Genomic DNA, 14742 nt, shown 5'->3' on the forward strand with positions numbered 1-14742 from the left:
CAGTTAGGACGCCGACGCGTCATCTTTGTGACGCGGGCGATTCGAGGAACTTGATGATCTGGGGAACGGTTGATTCGAGGTGCTCGCGTAGCGCTTGCTCGGCTTGCGCGGGGTCGCGGGTGCGCAGTGCGTCGATGAGGATCTGGTGGGCGTCGCGCGCGCGTTTGCGTCTGAAGGTGGCTTGCTCGATCCACAGGCGCATGGGGCCTTCGATCAGCGTGTAGAGCGAGTGGATTTGCTGGTAAAGGCGCGTGCGGCCGCTGATTTCGCACAGGTATTCGTGGAACGCGCAGTGGCGTTGGACCCAGGTGTCTGTGTCGCCTACGCAGGCGTCCATGTCTTCTAAGAGCCGCTGGAGCCTGGTTAGGTGCGCTTCGGTGCAGCGTGGGGCGGCTACGCGCATGGCCAGGCATTCGAGCGCGATGCGCATGTCGAAGATGTCCTGGACTTCTTCTACCGTGAGGCCGCGGACGATTGCGCCTCGGTTGGGGCGCTGGATGATCAGGCCTTCTGCGTGGAGCCTTTTGAGCGCTGCGCGTACTGGCATGCGGCTCATTGAGAGTTCTTCGGCAACTGTCTCGGCGACGATGCGCTGGCCTGCGGCGTAGCGGCCTTCGATGATGGCTTCCAGGAGGAAGCGGTAGGCCTCTTCTTCGGCGGTTAAGGCCAGGGCGGCGGTGCTGCGGACGTTGGTGGCAGGCATTTTTGTGCGGTGCGGGAGGACGTCGCTTAGGTTGCGGTTGTGAGGCAGGTTACTACGAGTGGATTTTTGGATCCAGTCTTTCAAAAAAGATTGGCTTGTATGAGATGAGCGTGGTCGGGGATGTGGCCGTAGAAGGCGTGAAGGCCACGAACCCTCTGGATTCGTGGCCTTCTTCGAGTGGTGCGGGCTTTGGTCCGCGGTGCGGATCAGTCCGGTGTGATCACAAGCCTTTTGTCCTCCACCGTGATTCTTACGCGCTGGCCTGCTTCAAAACCTGCGAGTTCGAGCCAGCGACCGGCTAGCTTGAGCCATGGCAATGCGGTGGTTCAGTTCTTGTCCGCGCGCTGAGGCTGCGGTACCGCCAAGACTGCTGAATGGTTACGCGACGCTCAGGACGAGCGTGCGATGCATTAAGATTGCGTTTCATCGCACGGCTCCTTTCCCAGTGAAAAGTCCGCCGAAAACTCGCTTACATCATGGCACTGTTTACCTGGGGCCGCTCACCGTTTCGTGCTAGGCAAACGACAGACTGGGGCAAGGATTGTGGGTTTCGAGTCGCGTCGTTACGGACGCTCGCGATCGATTTGCGAAGCCATGCCGCAAGTTGAACGAGTTAAGAAGTGCCTGCATGGACATTGCCCCTTTGTTTGCGCCTGTCACATCTGTGCACACGGCGACGTTGATTGGCTGATGCCTGCAAGGTTGACTCTTACGGTCGCGGGAGTCTCGGTAGAGTCGCGAGGTGATTTCTACCAATCACCGATGCGATGCCGGAAGTCGAGGGTGGCGCCACAAATCTGCCACACGCGATATGCAAAGACTTGCGCCAGAATGCAAAACAACGCACTACATCGTAAGACGTAGTGCGTTGTTTTTTAAACGAAATCTTGGTGGGCGGATGAGGATCGAACAATCTTGCTGAGGCACGTAGGGTGCGTAAGAGAGGCTTGCCGTAATTCCAAAAATGCCCCCACGGGGGGACTTGGCGCGAACTCCCTGAAACGGTCAATCAAACTCACGACCGTTTTCGACTGGGTCGACCGTCGCAAACCTGCTATCGCGGCAGTGCTGCAGTCACAGCTGGGAAAACGTACCCCAAGCTCCTCTTCAAATCCGCACGCGACCACGTTGTGGTCGGTGCGCCGGCATGTGTCTGCCTCTCCTGACGAGATCAGAGCTGCGCGTCGAAACCGAGTATACCGACAATGCACGCGACCAATGCAAGGTGCAAGTAAAGTGCCAATCCTCCAATCGATCTTGGCTCCTCGGCCGTGGCGCGAGGCAGCCCATAATGTACGCAAGTCCAGCCGCGCGGTGCAGTTGTTTCATTCTCAGTCCGTCGCACCTAGTCCAGGCCGCTCGGGCATGGCTCGGTTCGCAGAATCCTTTATAGAGCGCGTCAAGAGAATTGGAGCACATGGCCGGTCGGTCCGCATGTTAGCCGTCAGTGGAAACGACGAGCCGCCCCCGGCGCGTGAATGAGTCAAAAATGCGTCGTGTTTGCGCTGTTACTGCGTCGATGTCCTTATCGCATCACGCCGGCCCGCCGCTATATGTTGGGAGAGCGTCGAAATTGCGTCGTTGGTGCGTTGTCGCCCACCGTTCCACGGTGAGCACGTAGATCACTCATGGCGATTGCCCCCTTCGTGCACCAAACTGGTGTAAAGTGGTGCACCTCTCATAAGGACCGAGCAATGAGGAATACAACTGGGCGATCCGACCCGCAAGCGGTTCGGGCCTCCGTCAGTTTTCCGCCCGCTCTTCACGCCGAGCTGGAGCAGATCGCGCGGGACAAGAAAGTGTCGTTAGCTTGGGTTATCCGAGAGGCGGCAGAAAAGTACGTGGCGGATCAGTGGCCTCTGCTAACGCAGACAAAGTAGATGGTGGACAGTGTCAGCCCGTCGCGCCGATCAGAAATCATGGGCTGTGTGCGATCGCGCGACACCAAGCCCGAAATGCTGGTCCGGCGGCTGATCTACTCAATGGGCTACAGGTATCGGCTACATGCGAAGGATCTACCGGGCAAGCCAGATTTGGTGTTTCGATCAAGACGGAAGGTCATCTTCGTCCACGGTTGCTTTTGGCACCGGCATCCCGGGTGCGCGCTGGCACGGCTGCCGAAGTCACGTGAAGAATTTTGGTTGCCGAAGCTTGAGTCGAACAGACTACGTGATCTTAAAAATGACCGATCGCTCCGCGATGCCAATTGGGGCGTGCTTGTAGTTTGGGAATGCGAGCTTGGTGACGTCGCGGTACTAACAAACAAAATAAAGGAATTTCTCGATGCGTAGCGTTGAGCTTTTCGCAGGGGCGGGTGGGCTCGCAATCGGTATGGCGAATGCCGGCTTCCAGCATGCGGCAGTGGTCGAGTGGGATCACGATGCTTGCGAGACCTTCCGCGAAAATCAACGACATCATGCCCACTCGGTCGAAGGGTGGCCTGTCCACGAGGTCGACGCGCGTGGCTTTAATTTTCGTGCGTTGAATGCGGATATTGCTGTCGTCTCTGGAGGTCCGCCGTGCCAGCCTTTTTCAATGGGCGGTAAGCACCAAGCGCAACGTGACGACCGGAATATGTTCCCCGAGGCGGTCCGGGCGGTTCGGGAGTTGATGCCGAAAGCTTTCATTTTTGAAAACGTCAAAGGGCTGACCCGAGAAAGTTTCGCTTCATATTTTTCATATATTCACCTTCAGCTGCAGTATCCAGAGCTTTCGCGTCACAAAGGTGAAAACTGGATACAGCACCGAGCGCGGCTCGAGCAACATCACTCAGGCAATCATGGGGCGCCGACCTATAACGTCCTTTTTGATGTATTAAACGCGGCCAACTACGGGGTGCCCCAGAAGCGCGAACGTGTGTTTTTCGTGGGCTTCCGTTCGGATATCGGTGCTCACTGGTCCTTCCCGGAGAAGACTCACTCCGAAGATGCATTGCTTATCTCCAAGTGGATCGATGGGACTTATTGGGACGAACATAAAATTGGCCGAAAGCAGAGGACCGATGCGCCACAGCGCGTTGCGCAACGGATAAACCGAATTCGGGCAAATCCGTCCTTTCTCGAGGTTACGCGTTGGCGCACTACGCGCGACGCGCTACTGAACCTGCCTGATCCGGAGGTTCATCACGACAACGGGATAGCAAACCACGTCTTCACCCCTGGTGCCCGAACGTATGTCGGGCACACTGGCAGCCTCCTCGACGAACCTGCGAAGACGTTGAAGGCCGGCTATCACGGCGTCCCAGGCGGCGAGAACATGTTTATCAAAGACGATGGTTCGGTGCGCTACTTCACCGTCCGTGAAGCAGCGAGGCTCCAGACGTTTCCCGACGAATATGAATTTCATGGCTCTTGGAGTCAGACAATGCGTCAACTAGGCAATGCAGTGCCTGTGAGGTTGGCCGAAGTAGTAGCCAACTCAGTAGCCGCGAGCTTGGCAGCAGCATGTGACAACAATAACGCGAAGTACATCGCTTGATAAGAAGACGAGGACCGCCGTGACCACCGCTGAATTCGACCTTACACCCGACCCCCGAGTGTTACAGATTCTTGGCGAGATAAATCTCGACCAATGGAAATGTCTCGCTGAGCTTATTGACAACAGCGTTGATGCGTTCATCAATGCACGTCGTGATGAAGTGCCTGTTGCGGCGCCGTCAGTTGTGATTAGTCTTCCGACGCAGGATAGGGAAGACGCGAGCATATCTGTACGTGATAACGGTCCAGGCATGACTTTGGAGCAATTGGAGCGCGCCGTGCGCGCCGGTTGGAGCGGCAACAATCCAGTGGATAATCTCGGCTTGTTCGGGATGGGCTTCAATATAGCCACCGCTCGGCTAGGCATGGTGACGGAGGTCTACACAACACGGGCGGGCGACAACGAGTGGACCGGCTTGCGAATCGATTTGACGGAACTACGCCGGACGCGCACCTATTTGACTCCTCGCTTGGCGAGGCCGAAGCACGATCCAGCGGCTCATGGCACCGAGATTAAGATTCTCCGGCTTAAGGCGGATCAACGCGTATTTTTTTCGAAGGGTGCAAATCATAACAAGATCCGCCGGCAATTAGCCCGTGTATATGCTCCTTTGTTGCTGTCGAAGGACTTGGCGTTTTCTCTTCAGTTGAACGCTCAGAACATACAGGCGAAGCGCCCTTGCCATTGGGACCCGGATAGATCGGTTTTGAGCGGTGACGGAAAGCCGGTGCATGCCGTGGAGCCTTTTGATTTCGAGCTTCCTGCAAGGAACTATTGCCTAACTTGCATGCTGTCGTTTCACGGACCGCAAACTTGTCCCACAGCCGGGCCGGAGTGCCAGATAATTGAGATCAAGCGTCGATTGCATGGCTGGGTAGGACTGCAGAGATACGTGCACGAGGAAGATTTCGGCATTGACATTATCCGCAATGGACGTGTCATCGAGGTTCAAAACAAAGATCTGTTTGTTTGGAACGGCGATGAAAGACCTGAAAGAGAGTACCCGATTGATGATCCGCGAAATCGTGGTCGCTTTATCGGGGAAATTCATTTGGACCATTGTCGGGTCAGTTACACTAAAGATCGGTTCGAGCGAGATGACACCTCATGGGCCGAGATGGTAAGCCTCGTCAGAGGGGAAGGCCCGTTGCAGCCGCAAAAAGCGAAAGCGCTTGGATATGAGCCTCAAATTGCTCCTCTCTATCGTTTATTCCAGGCATTCCGTCGTAGCAGCCCTCAAGGCAAAACCGGACGCTGGTCTCGTGTTCTTGCGGTAAAGAATAACGAACGGGCCATTGAAATGGCCGATCTTTTCCATAAAGGCGATCCCGACTATCAAACAGACGAGAAGTGGTATGAACTCGTCGAGGAGGAGGATCGAGCCGTCGTGGGCGCTACGCCGACGGCGACAGGGCCGGGCTCGGCATCCCCAGCTGTTCCAGACGGCTTTCTTGATGACGATAATATTGCTCCCGCGCCTACCGGAACCGGACCAGAGGTGCCACCGCCTGCTGCTGGCGACGCCGGCGGTACTTCCGTCGCTCCAACTCGGCAGAAGCTGCACGAGCTGTCGCGAGTGTACAAGCATCCGCTGCTGAAGGTCGAGTTCACCGTCGAGGCTTTCATGGTGACAGCGAATGATCCAGACCTGCCTCGCAAGGCTCCTTGGGTGCTAAAGATTGAAGATCCGGGAACACGGACGTTCCTTTTCCTCTTCGATCCAGATCATCCTGTTTTCCGTTCGGTCACGATGACACCGATGGATGCGGTGCTAGCTGAGTTGGCGTTCAAGACATACGAATTTCTGAAGGAGGCAAGCCCCGACTCGGCCGTGTTTGCAACAATTCTTTCGGACTTTCGGGGTGAGTATGCAGATGATTCGAAGCTTGATCCAAAGGGCATTATTGCCTTCGCCGACAAAGCGCTACGCGAAATTGCTCAATCCATCGATGTGGCTGGCGACGCAGGGCTCTTCAATATCCTGTTTGCTGAACTACCTCAGTCCGCTCAAGAGAAGATTCGGCGCAAGATTGCGTCAGTCGGTATAAGTGGCGCTCAAGTCGTAATCGATTCGGGGGAATTTCTCGCCTACGCGGAAGTATCGGACATCCGTCATTTCGTGCGCAGTCATCCAGCGTTATTCTTCGACGGCAAGTTTTGGGCGCAGCCGTATTCCTCTTTAGAATACGGCGACGCGAAAGTGAATGAGGAGGCACGTGAGCGCGTCTTGGAGCGCTACGACTCGTATTTGGCTGATGCAGTGTGGCTCGCGTCGCAGAGCCCCCGGGATCTCGACCGCTGCGACCGTGATGAGATAATTCGCGCGACGCTGTCCGTTCGGTTGCTTGGTCAGGACGGAAGCCTGTGAGATGGAGGGCTACTTCTTAGACTCGCGAAGATTGCTGAACGGTTCATGGCGCGCCTTTGAGCGTGATGTAGCACGCCTGCTGGTACAAAACGCATTCGAGGACGTGCGTATCGTTGGTGGTTCGGGGGACCGCGGCGCTGACGTTCTTGGCGTGAAGAACGGGCAACTATGGGTGGTGCAATGTAAGTTCACGAGCGATAGTTATCCCGACCCGCACGCTGTGGATGAAGTGGTAGAGGCGTCGCGCTACTACGAGGCTGATCGGCTGGCTATTGCAACGTCACGGGCCTTTGGGCCAGCGCTCAACGCTGCGATTGATCGTTGGGCGCGTCTCGGCATCCGGATCGAATCCTTGCCGCCAGGCACTCTAGTGGAGATGATGCGGCGGAGTCCCGAATATCCCCGGGCACGCCGTGAGCTTCGGGACTACCAGGATGTGTGTGTTCAACGTCTGGGCGCTGCGTTGCGTGAGACCGGGCGCGGTCAACTCGTCCTTGCCACAGGACTGGGAAAAACGGTCGTAATGGCGGAGACGACAGCTCAATTGCTGCGGGACGGTGTCATTGACTCGGGACGCGTCTTGGTCCTTGCCGATAAACGAGAACTGGTCGAACAGTTACAGCGAGAGTTTTGGCAGCAACTGCCCAAGAACATTCCAACTCATTTGCTAACTGGCAGTGAGCAGCCTACCTTCTGGGATGGGATAACGTTCGCTACGGTGCAGAGCGTGCTTCCGAGACTGGGCAAACTTCCGGAATTCGGTTTGGTCTGGGTGGACGAAGCGCACCACATTGGGTCGGAGAGTTTCCGCCGCGTGATCGAGGACCTTGGTGCTCCGATGGTCGGAGGTGCCACCGCTACTCCTTGGAGGGGTGATCGTTTTGACATCGACACCGTACTCGGTCAACCAGTGGCGAAGATAGGGATTGACGAGGGCTTGCGCCAAGGGTTCCTCTGCGAGGCCGACTATAGATTGATGGCCGACAATATTGATTGGGAGTTCGTGAGGAAGCAGTCGCGCCATGAATATTCAATCAAGGAGCTCAACACTCGCCTCCTGATTCCTACGCGCGACGAGGAGGCTGCTCGGGTCATCGCAGAGACATTCAGTCGCGAATCGCGCCGCAGCTTGATCGTCTTTTGCGCGGGAGTGGAGCACGCCAAGAGCTTCTCTGCGATGTTAAAGCTCTATGGCTTCAAATCGGCCTACATTACTGGCGAAATGGATCCACGAGACCGCGAGAAGACCATGGCCGGGTTGCGCCGCGGGACTGTTAATGCGGTGACTACCGTGGACATCTTCAATGAAGGCGTCGACGTGCCGGACGTGGATATGCTTGCGTTCATGCGAGTCACGCATAGTCGTAGGATTTTTGTGCAGCAACTCGGACGTGGTCTTCGTTTGGCGCCAAACAAAGACAAGGTTGTGGTTCTCGACTTCGTTAGTGACCTTCGACGTATTGCTGAAGTAATCGACTTGGAAAAGTCGTTAGCCGGTGACGTTGAGCGCCTTGACTTGGTTGAGCGTGTCGTTCAGTTCTCCGATCAGGGCGCCGGTCACTTCATGTTTGAATGGTTGCTTGATCAGGCTGACCTGTTCAATCGTGAGGGCGACGCGAAGTTGGAACTCCCCGAATTCAACTTCCCCTTGCCACCTTCCCCAGGAGCAGTTCAATGAGTATGGCAATGCCCAAGGAGATCCGGGATCGAATCCGACAAAAGATCTGGGATAAAGCGGACGAGCTTGGTTGGGCAACCCTTTCTGATGCCGACCGCACAATATGGTACGAAAATTGGTCAAAGGACAAGGACGTCGGCGGCGCCTTGGCGCATTTCATGGACCCACGGAAAGTCCGCGTCTACATCAAAGATTCCCTCTTAAAACCTTACCTTCGGGGGCGGTTGGAAGGGGATGCTGAAACCGCTCTGCTAGCCGCCGGCCTCGGAGAGGGCCCCCTTTCGATCAAAGCAACCTTCAACAAGCCACACGGCCGATTGCTGTTAGACGGTAGAGTCATTTGTTGGGGGAACAGTCGAGACTGGAAAGCGATAGTCATCTCCGTCTTCGAACGCGCTTATCGACTTGAGTCTGGTATCCCCTACGCTGCCGTGCTACTAGAAACTGGTAGGACGACCAACGACGGCGTACGGGACATGATTCGAGACGTCGCGGCTAGGCTTCAGCTAAATCAAGTGGTATGGCTGGACTAATGTGCACGGCGGATGGCCACCGACCGGCAAGTCGGCAACGGTAATAAGCGAGAGGGCTTCCGTATATACTGCAGGGTTTGGCGCTACGTTCGAGACCATCGCTCAATGGCGGTGATGGTTTCGTGGTCGGTGCAATGGATCCGGGTGCCTCGGCGCATGCCGCGAGAAATCGATTGAACGGTATGCCAGAAGTTATGTCATGGAGATGAAAAAGTGATCGACACCACGGCTGAGCCAACGGATCCAGAGGGTTTGGACGAGACACGAGAAGAAGGCTGGGGCGACTACCCACTGGACTCTGTTTTCGTTCGCAATGAGACTCGCACTGTCGCTGAAGTCGTAAAGCGTATCAAGCTGGGCCGATATCAGCTCGATCCAGACTTCCAGCGCGACTTCGTCTGGCCAACCGATAAGCAATCGAGGCTAATAGAGTCGTGTTTGATGCGAATCCCGTTGCCAGTTCTCTATGTCGCAGAGGACAAGTCCGGAAAGATCGCTGTAGTCGATGGATTGCAGCGACTAACTACCTTTAGTCGATACCTAGAGGATGGCTTTGCCCTATCGCTTCCGTCCAGCGACGAAGAAGATGATCCACATGCGCTTCATGGCCTGCGCTTCTCAGAGCTCCCTATTAATTTGCAGGAGCGTATAGAAGACACTCAGCTAATCGTGTACATCTTGGATGCAAACGCGCCGGAACGAGCCAAGCTCGATATCTTCGAGCGCGTGAACAGTGGTGTTCCACTGACCCGACAGCAAATGCGAAATTGCCTATTCAACGGTCGTGCGACGCGTTGGCTTAAGCGGGCTGCGACGAGTGAGCAATTCATTTTGGCTACTGGCCGTTCCTTGGATGCCAAGTCAATGCGAGACAGGGAAGCTATCAACAGATTTTGTGCATTTTATCTTCTTGGAGAAACTAAATACCGCGGCGACATGGATGCCTTTCTCGCGCAAGCGCTGGAAAAGATGCAGGAAGACTCTGTAGATCTGGACGAGCTGTTCGAGAGATTCACGCTGTCGATGGAGTTCAATCGTGTGCTGTTTGGAGATCACGCGTTTAGAAAATCACTATTACCGTTCGTTAACGGCGAAACATCCGTTAATAGATCGGTGATTAACATTGCATTGTTTGACGTTTATTCCGTTCTTCTTTCGCGAGTCGACGTGGATTTCGTTAAGCGAAATGCAAGAGAATTGCGCGAGCAGGTTAGCGAGTTGCTCGCTGACGGAGAATTTGTGAACGCCATCACTTATTCGACGAACAGCAAGAGGCAGGTGCGAACGCGCTTCTCGATCGCCTCGGAGGCTCTCGGAGAGCTATCATGAAGATAACGCGGTTACACATTGAAAGCCTTAAATGCTTTGCGGCCCTCAGATTGCCGCTGGGTTCCCTCACGCTTTTGACTGGATTCAATGCGGCGGGGAAATCTACTGCGGTTCAGTCGTTGCTTCTTCTCACCCAAGCAATGCGTGATGGCGGTCTAGAGCGAGTTGTGCCCTTGAACGGCAATTTAGTTCAGCTTGGCTCTCCAGGTGAGGCATTGCATGAGGGCGGTGGGAAAGAGCTGACAGTCGGCGTCGAATCAGAGAATGAGAAAGTTGACTGGGTGCTCAGCGCGGACGATCGCAGTTATGGCCACGCGCTTACCGTGGCGCGGATTGACTGTTCTTGGCATGTTGATAGCTCTCTCGCTACGGCGGTCCTTGAAGGGCCGTCCTTGGCGAACCTGAAGCATCTTTTGCCCGCTGAAACATCAGGGGACCTGGTTAAGCTGCGCGAGACTGTTGCCGAAGCGCTGTTTATTTCAGCCGTTCGGGACGGAGCGAGCGACACCTATCCGACACCGCAAACTCCGAACCTTATCCATGCCGACGTTGGGGTTCATGGCGAGTATGCTGCCTGGTGGTTTGAACGCTGCGCTGACGATCCGGTTCTGCCTGAAAGAGTAAATTCAAGCGACACTGTCAATACGCTACGACGCCAAGTTAACGCTTGGCTCGGCCAGATTTTTCCCGGCGCACAGGCGAATGCCGCTCGAATAGCAAGGACTCAAATGGTTCAGCTCGAGTTCAGGAACCGTGAAACCGACAATTGGCGAAGACCTGCAAATATCGGCTACGGTCTTACGTACGCCTTTCCTATCATAGTGGCGGGCCTGCTCGCTAAGAAGGGGCAGGTGATAGTAGTCGACAGCCCTGAAGCGCACCTGCATCCGCTTGGTCAGTCTCAAATGGGGCTTTTTCTGGCGACGCTCGCAGCGTCTGGGGTTCAGGTGATCGTAGAGACTCATAGTGACCATGTCCTAAACGGTGTTCGCCTGGCTGTTAAAAACACAATCCTCTCGCACGATGAGGCAAGAATCCATTTTTTCAACCCGCGACCTAAGGATGCGTCTGATCCCGCGCATGTAATCTCGCCGCAACTCGACCCTCAGGGCAACGTTAGCAATTGGCCGAGCGGTTTTTTTGATCAAGCCGAAAAGGATTTGGCGGCATTGGCGGGGTGGCTTTGACAATGAAATGGTTCGTTAACGATTTGTCATTACAACGCCAATTTGGCTCGGACCATGAATTCCTCGGGGTGCTTCAAGATCTGCTGCGGTTGCGGCACAAGTCGGCTGCGGTAGCCGAAGGCCTGCATTGCTCGAAAAGCCTTCGCGAGGCGCCTGTGACGGCACACTCAAATTTTAGGGAAGCCGTCCAAAAGAGTGCCGACCAGAATCTGCGGCGCGCGGTACTCGAGTGGGTTGCGTCGAAAGGGCCTTTTTGGGAAGACTCTCGTGCAGCCAATGCCGACGATTACTTTGAAGTGCAGACAATTGATGCGACGGACACCGGCGCTGGAGAGGCAGCGCGACAAATATTGATCGGGGCAGCAGCAAGCACATACAGTTTTCAAGGAGCAGCCTATGATTACTCCCCGCTGCGTATAACACACGGGCTCTCAGAAGCGCCTCTGGGGCAGCTAGACGTGACGAACGTCTGGACGGTCGACCAGCTACTTGCAGACGCACACCGGTTGGAGGCTGCGCCTCAAAACTGGGAGCAAGTTATCGAGCGCGCTAAGCGTCGTTTTGATCGTCTTGCCTTTAGCTCTAATATATCGGAGATCCTGCGAGGCGAACCGTTCATCCCTTACGTGGTCGAGCGACTCTTTGAGCTTCTCCGTGTTTTGCAAGAATTCGTTGAATCGAGAAACGCAGATGGAACTTATTCTACTGAGACTCAACGTCTAATTAATGAGCACTTTTCGGGTGAGAAAGCGTGGTTTTCCGGTGAATCTGACGGAAATGAAAATGACTTCCGATCTAAATTGACATTTAGAGATTCCGATGATGGCGAGGACCATTTTTGTCCGTGGCATGGAAAAATAAAAACGCCGCAGTTCAGAGTTCATTTTCCTTGGCCGATGGAGTCTGCGCAAAAAACATTAAAGATATTTTATATTGGACCGAAGATTACAAAAAAATAACATGCAGACTGCAAGATCGCCAGGCTAGAAATCTGGGCAAATACTCGCGCGAAATCCTCGGTACTTGGATGATAGTAGCGCATGGTTTGTATCGTGACGACCAGTGATTGTCGTCAGTTCATTGAGAGGAAATTTTTCGACGAGCCATGATTTCGCTTCATGCCGCAAGTCATGGAAACATAGGTCAATCAAAAATTTGAAGACTGTCGATATGTCATTAGCGCGATCCCCGTAAGCCTTCCTGGCTCATGCTTCCGCCCTCTCGAACGCTCAAGGCACTACGTCGGCACGCGCCAGGAAGAACAATTCGCTTCCATCTTTCGACTGCGATGTCGATCAGGGCCGCCAAAACGCAGACGCAGAACCTACCTTTACGTGAGTAAGTCCGTCGATCGACGCGTCTCTCGGGGTTCGGTCTTTACGTAGGCTTGCTAGCCAGCTCGACGGGGTTGGAAAGACACTCCAGTCACTACTCCTCGCAGACAACCTTGAAGAGATGTGAAATGAGCGCGAGGCGGCGGACAACGGTCGCCGGACTATGGTTTTGGGTGCAAACTTTTTTGCAGCTGTCGAGCACATGAATCGTCGTCAACCGATCCATCTGCAGACAGGGGCAGCTCTATTGCCAACCCCGTAAGACGGCAAATGCTCATCGAGCGGCGCTTTCAGAACAGCTACGCTCGTCTCTGCCTATCCATTGATCAACGTTAAGCGGCTCATGCCGTAATTTTTTCGCCCTTGCAGCACGGTTCATTTAGCGGCTCTGGGCGTACGCAGATGCGTAGCGAACCATGGGTCAACACGACCAGTCTCGTAGATGGCGCCCAAAACCGGCGCGTACCTATCCTGCAATACCTCAATTTCCCTCTATCTTCATCGTGCAATTTGAAACGTTTGCGTAAGCGGCGCCAAACGCTACCGAACTGGCGTAGCACGAGATCGCGGGTCTGTTGGAAAGACCGTCGTTTAGTCTGTCTTCGGTCGTTAGATTCAGCGCAGTAGTGCAAGGAATAGGGGGAAGCCCGCGAAGACTGATTGCCACAAATGAAAAGCTGGATCACAAACGAATTCGACAGGACAGCCATCCGCGATTACGTTCTGCGCGATCCAATGCTGCATATTCGCTCGATGGCTAAACCGGCTCGTCGAAGTCCACGAGTAGCGCTGCCACAATGCATGTCCTGAAATCCAACGCGGCTCCTCCACCACTGACCGGAAAAATGCCGTGTTCCGATGCGTCTCGTGGCCGTCCAATGCGCGCCGCAGGCGTCCACATCCCGCATGAGTATGGCGTTGACGGGCTAACCAATGGCATGCAGGATCGTTAGAAACACCCGATCGCCCAATGGAAACGGAGGCCACCATGCCTGCACCGAAGATGTACACGAAAGCCCAATGGGATGAGTTCGTACGGTTGCTCGATGCATTACCGGAAAAACCTCCGTCGGAGCAGCGCATCACCGTGCGAGATGCAATGCCAAACGTGCGCGTCCACATCGATGCGGCTCGCGCCAAAGGCTATTCGGTCGAGCAACTGATAGATCAGGCAAAGCGGGCAGGTATCGACGTAACGGCCAGTGCACTCCGATACGCACTGCAGGAAGCGAAGAGGCGAAGGGGTACCACTCGTCGAATGGATGGCACATCCGGCGCTCGCAACCGCACGAATACTTCCCACAATCAATCAGCTAAGCCCGCGGCTGGTCAGCAAACCCGCCTCGCATCCCAGTCGAAGACGGAGCGCGAAAACCGCAAACCCGGCTCGATGGTCATCCAGGATGCGTTCAGCTTCCAAATCAGACCTGATACTGAAGACCTTTGAACCTGACGGCGATGCAATCGAATCAGCAACATAGACGCCATCACAACGCATCCAAACGTGATCCGACGAAGCAAGAGCACTGCGCGAATCGGCCAGTAGATGGCGGGGAGCCAATAAAACATCTATATTTCTGCGCACTCGCCTGGTCCGTCGATTGCACATCGCCTTTCAACGGTATTGCGCGGTATATAGCATCACGCGGCACGGCCGCCGAAAAGCCCGACTAGGGACTCGGCACATTAGGACCCTTCCCTCAAAAAATCTCGCTGCCGGATCGGCACGACCTCCGCCCCTGCTTTTAGTCGATCCAAGTAATCAGCCCATGCCTGCATCATCGCGACCCGGTCGTCAATGAAACGTGTCCTGTTGTAGGCGCCGCCGAGTGAGTCGGGAACTCGATGGGCGAGTTGGTGCTCGATGACTTCGGCCGGAAAGCGGAGCCGCTCATGCAGGATGGTCCGGGCCATGGCCCGAAATCCATGGCCGGTAATTTCGGTTTTCGTGTCGAAGCCCAGCCGCTGGAGCGCGGCATTGATCGCCGCGCCACTCATAGGCTTTCTGCGGTCCCGACCCGTTGTCACTGACCGGCATATTCGAGCCATTCCGGGATCGGCGTAATCGAGCCACCGGATGATCGGCGCAATCGGGCCACTCGATGATCGGCGTATTGGAGCCACCGCAGGATC

General features: G+C 55.2%; 13 protein-coding genes. 10 read left to right on the forward strand and 3 right to left on the reverse strand.

Going from position 1 to position 14742, the window contains the following annotated elements; genetic code table 11:
* Window positions 1-19 precede the first annotated feature (19 nt).
* Both JMY28_RS03875 and JMY28_RS39490 read right to left on the reverse strand, forming a co-directional pair.
* Window positions 20-703 carry a GntR family transcriptional regulator gene (locus JMY28_RS03875; RefSeq protein ID WP_201694556.1) on the reverse strand — a complete coding sequence of 228 codons (684 nt, stop codon included), beginning with the start codon at window positions 701-703 and terminating at the stop codon, window positions 20-22.
* 206 nt (window positions 704-909) lie between these two features.
* On the reverse strand, window positions 910-1020 hold the full coding sequence (locus JMY28_RS39490; RefSeq protein ID WP_407945462.1) for a SymE family type I addiction module toxin: 111 nt from the start codon (window positions 1018-1020) through the stop codon (window positions 910-912).
* A gap of 1377 nt (window positions 1021-2397) precedes the next feature.
* On the opposite strand from JMY28_RS39490, the gene JMY28_RS03885 reads away from it, so the two are divergent.
* The 10 genes from JMY28_RS03885 (at window position 2398) to JMY28_RS03930 (ending at window position 14056) form a co-directional block, all read left to right on the forward strand.
* Window positions 2398-2583 carry a ribbon-helix-helix protein, CopG family gene (locus JMY28_RS03885; RefSeq protein ID WP_201694557.1) on the forward strand — a complete coding sequence of 62 codons (186 nt, stop codon included), beginning with the start codon at window positions 2398-2400 and terminating at the stop codon, window positions 2581-2583.
* Window positions 2584-2994, forward strand: coding sequence for a very short patch repair endonuclease (locus JMY28_RS03890; protein ID WP_201694558.1), 411 nt, complete (start codon window positions 2584-2586; stop codon window positions 2992-2994).
* The gene (locus JMY28_RS03895) at window positions 2987-4180 is read left to right on the forward strand and encodes a DNA cytosine methyltransferase (protein WP_201694559.1); all 1194 of its coding nucleotides are present in this window, start codon (window positions 2987-2989) and stop codon (window positions 4178-4180) included. Before JMY28_RS03890 ends, JMY28_RS03895 begins: the two co-directional genes overlap by 8 nt.
* A 19-nt stretch (window positions 4181-4199) precedes the next feature.
* Entirely contained in the window at window positions 4200-6548 is a 2349-nt protein-coding gene (locus JMY28_RS03900) for an ATP-binding protein (RefSeq protein ID WP_236596669.1), read from the forward strand.
* A 1-nt stretch (window position 6549) separates the two neighbouring features.
* Window positions 6550-8226, forward strand: coding sequence for a DEAD/DEAH box helicase family protein (locus tag JMY28_RS03905; protein WP_201694560.1), 1677 nt, complete (start codon window positions 6550-6552; stop codon window positions 8224-8226).
* Window positions 8223-8759: a hypothetical protein gene (locus JMY28_RS03910; RefSeq protein WP_201694561.1), complete on the forward strand. Its 537-nt coding sequence runs from the start codon at window positions 8223-8225 to the stop codon at window positions 8757-8759. The genes JMY28_RS03905 and JMY28_RS03910 overlap by 4 nt, the downstream gene beginning before the upstream one ends.
* Before the next feature lie 213 nt (window positions 8760-8972).
* Window positions 8973-10088, forward strand: coding sequence for a DUF262 domain-containing protein (locus tag JMY28_RS03915; protein WP_201694562.1), 1116 nt, complete (start codon window positions 8973-8975; stop codon window positions 10086-10088).
* Window positions 10085-11275 carry an AAA family ATPase gene (locus JMY28_RS03920; protein WP_201694563.1) on the forward strand — a complete coding sequence of 397 codons (1191 nt, stop codon included), beginning with the start codon at window positions 10085-10087 and terminating at the stop codon, window positions 11273-11275. The genes JMY28_RS03915 and JMY28_RS03920 overlap by 4 nt, the downstream gene beginning before the upstream one ends.
* A 2-nt stretch (window positions 11276-11277) precedes the next feature.
* Window positions 11278-12234 carry a hypothetical protein gene (locus JMY28_RS03925; protein WP_201694564.1) on the forward strand — a complete coding sequence of 319 codons (957 nt, stop codon included), beginning with the start codon at window positions 11278-11280 and terminating at the stop codon, window positions 12232-12234.
* Window positions 12235-13597: 1363 nt separating this feature from the next.
* On the forward strand, window positions 13598-14056 hold the full coding sequence (locus JMY28_RS03930; protein ID WP_201694565.1) for a hypothetical protein: 459 nt from the start codon (window positions 13598-13600) through the stop codon (window positions 14054-14056).
* 239 nt (window positions 14057-14295) lie between these two features.
* On the opposite strand, the gene JMY28_RS03935 is transcribed toward JMY28_RS03930, so the two are convergent.
* Window positions 14296-14742: tyrosine-type recombinase/integrase (locus JMY28_RS03935; protein WP_407945463.1), on the reverse strand; the 447-nt coding region annotated here is incomplete at its 5' end.

Origin of the sequence: Paraburkholderia hiiakae (assembly GCF_904848665.1) — a bacterium.
In the GTDB taxonomy this organism is placed as follows: domain Bacteria; phylum Pseudomonadota; class Gammaproteobacteria; order Burkholderiales; family Burkholderiaceae; genus Paraburkholderia; species Paraburkholderia hiiakae.

Bases quoted from the DNA above. Each gene is read 5' to 3' on its own strand.
- JMY28_RS03875 (WP_201694556.1), bottom strand. From the start codon at position 703: ATGCCTGCCACCAACGTCCGCAGCACCGCCGCCCTGGCCTTAACCGCC.
- JMY28_RS03885 (WP_201694557.1), top strand. From the start codon at position 2,398: ATGAGGAATACAACTGGGCGATCCGACCCGCAAGCGGTTCGGGCCTCC.
- JMY28_RS03890 (WP_201694558.1), top strand. From the start codon at position 2,584: ATGGTGGACAGTGTCAGCCCGTCGCGCCGATCAGAAATCATGGGCTGT.
- JMY28_RS03895 (WP_201694559.1), top strand. From the start codon at position 2,987: ATGCGTAGCGTTGAGCTTTTCGCAGGGGCGGGTGGGCTCGCAATCGGT.
- JMY28_RS03905 (WP_201694560.1), top strand. From the start codon at position 6,550: ATGGAGGGCTACTTCTTAGACTCGCGAAGATTGCTGAACGGTTCATGG.
- JMY28_RS03910 (WP_201694561.1), top strand. From the start codon at position 8,223: ATGAGTATGGCAATGCCCAAGGAGATCCGGGATCGAATCCGACAAAAG.
- JMY28_RS03920 (WP_201694563.1), top strand. From the start codon at position 10,085: ATGAAGATAACGCGGTTACACATTGAAAGCCTTAAATGCTTTGCGGCC.
- JMY28_RS03925 (WP_201694564.1), top strand. From the start codon at position 11,278: ATGAAATGGTTCGTTAACGATTTGTCATTACAACGCCAATTTGGCTCG.
- JMY28_RS03930 (WP_201694565.1), top strand. From the start codon at position 13,598: ATGCCTGCACCGAAGATGTACACGAAAGCCCAATGGGATGAGTTCGTA.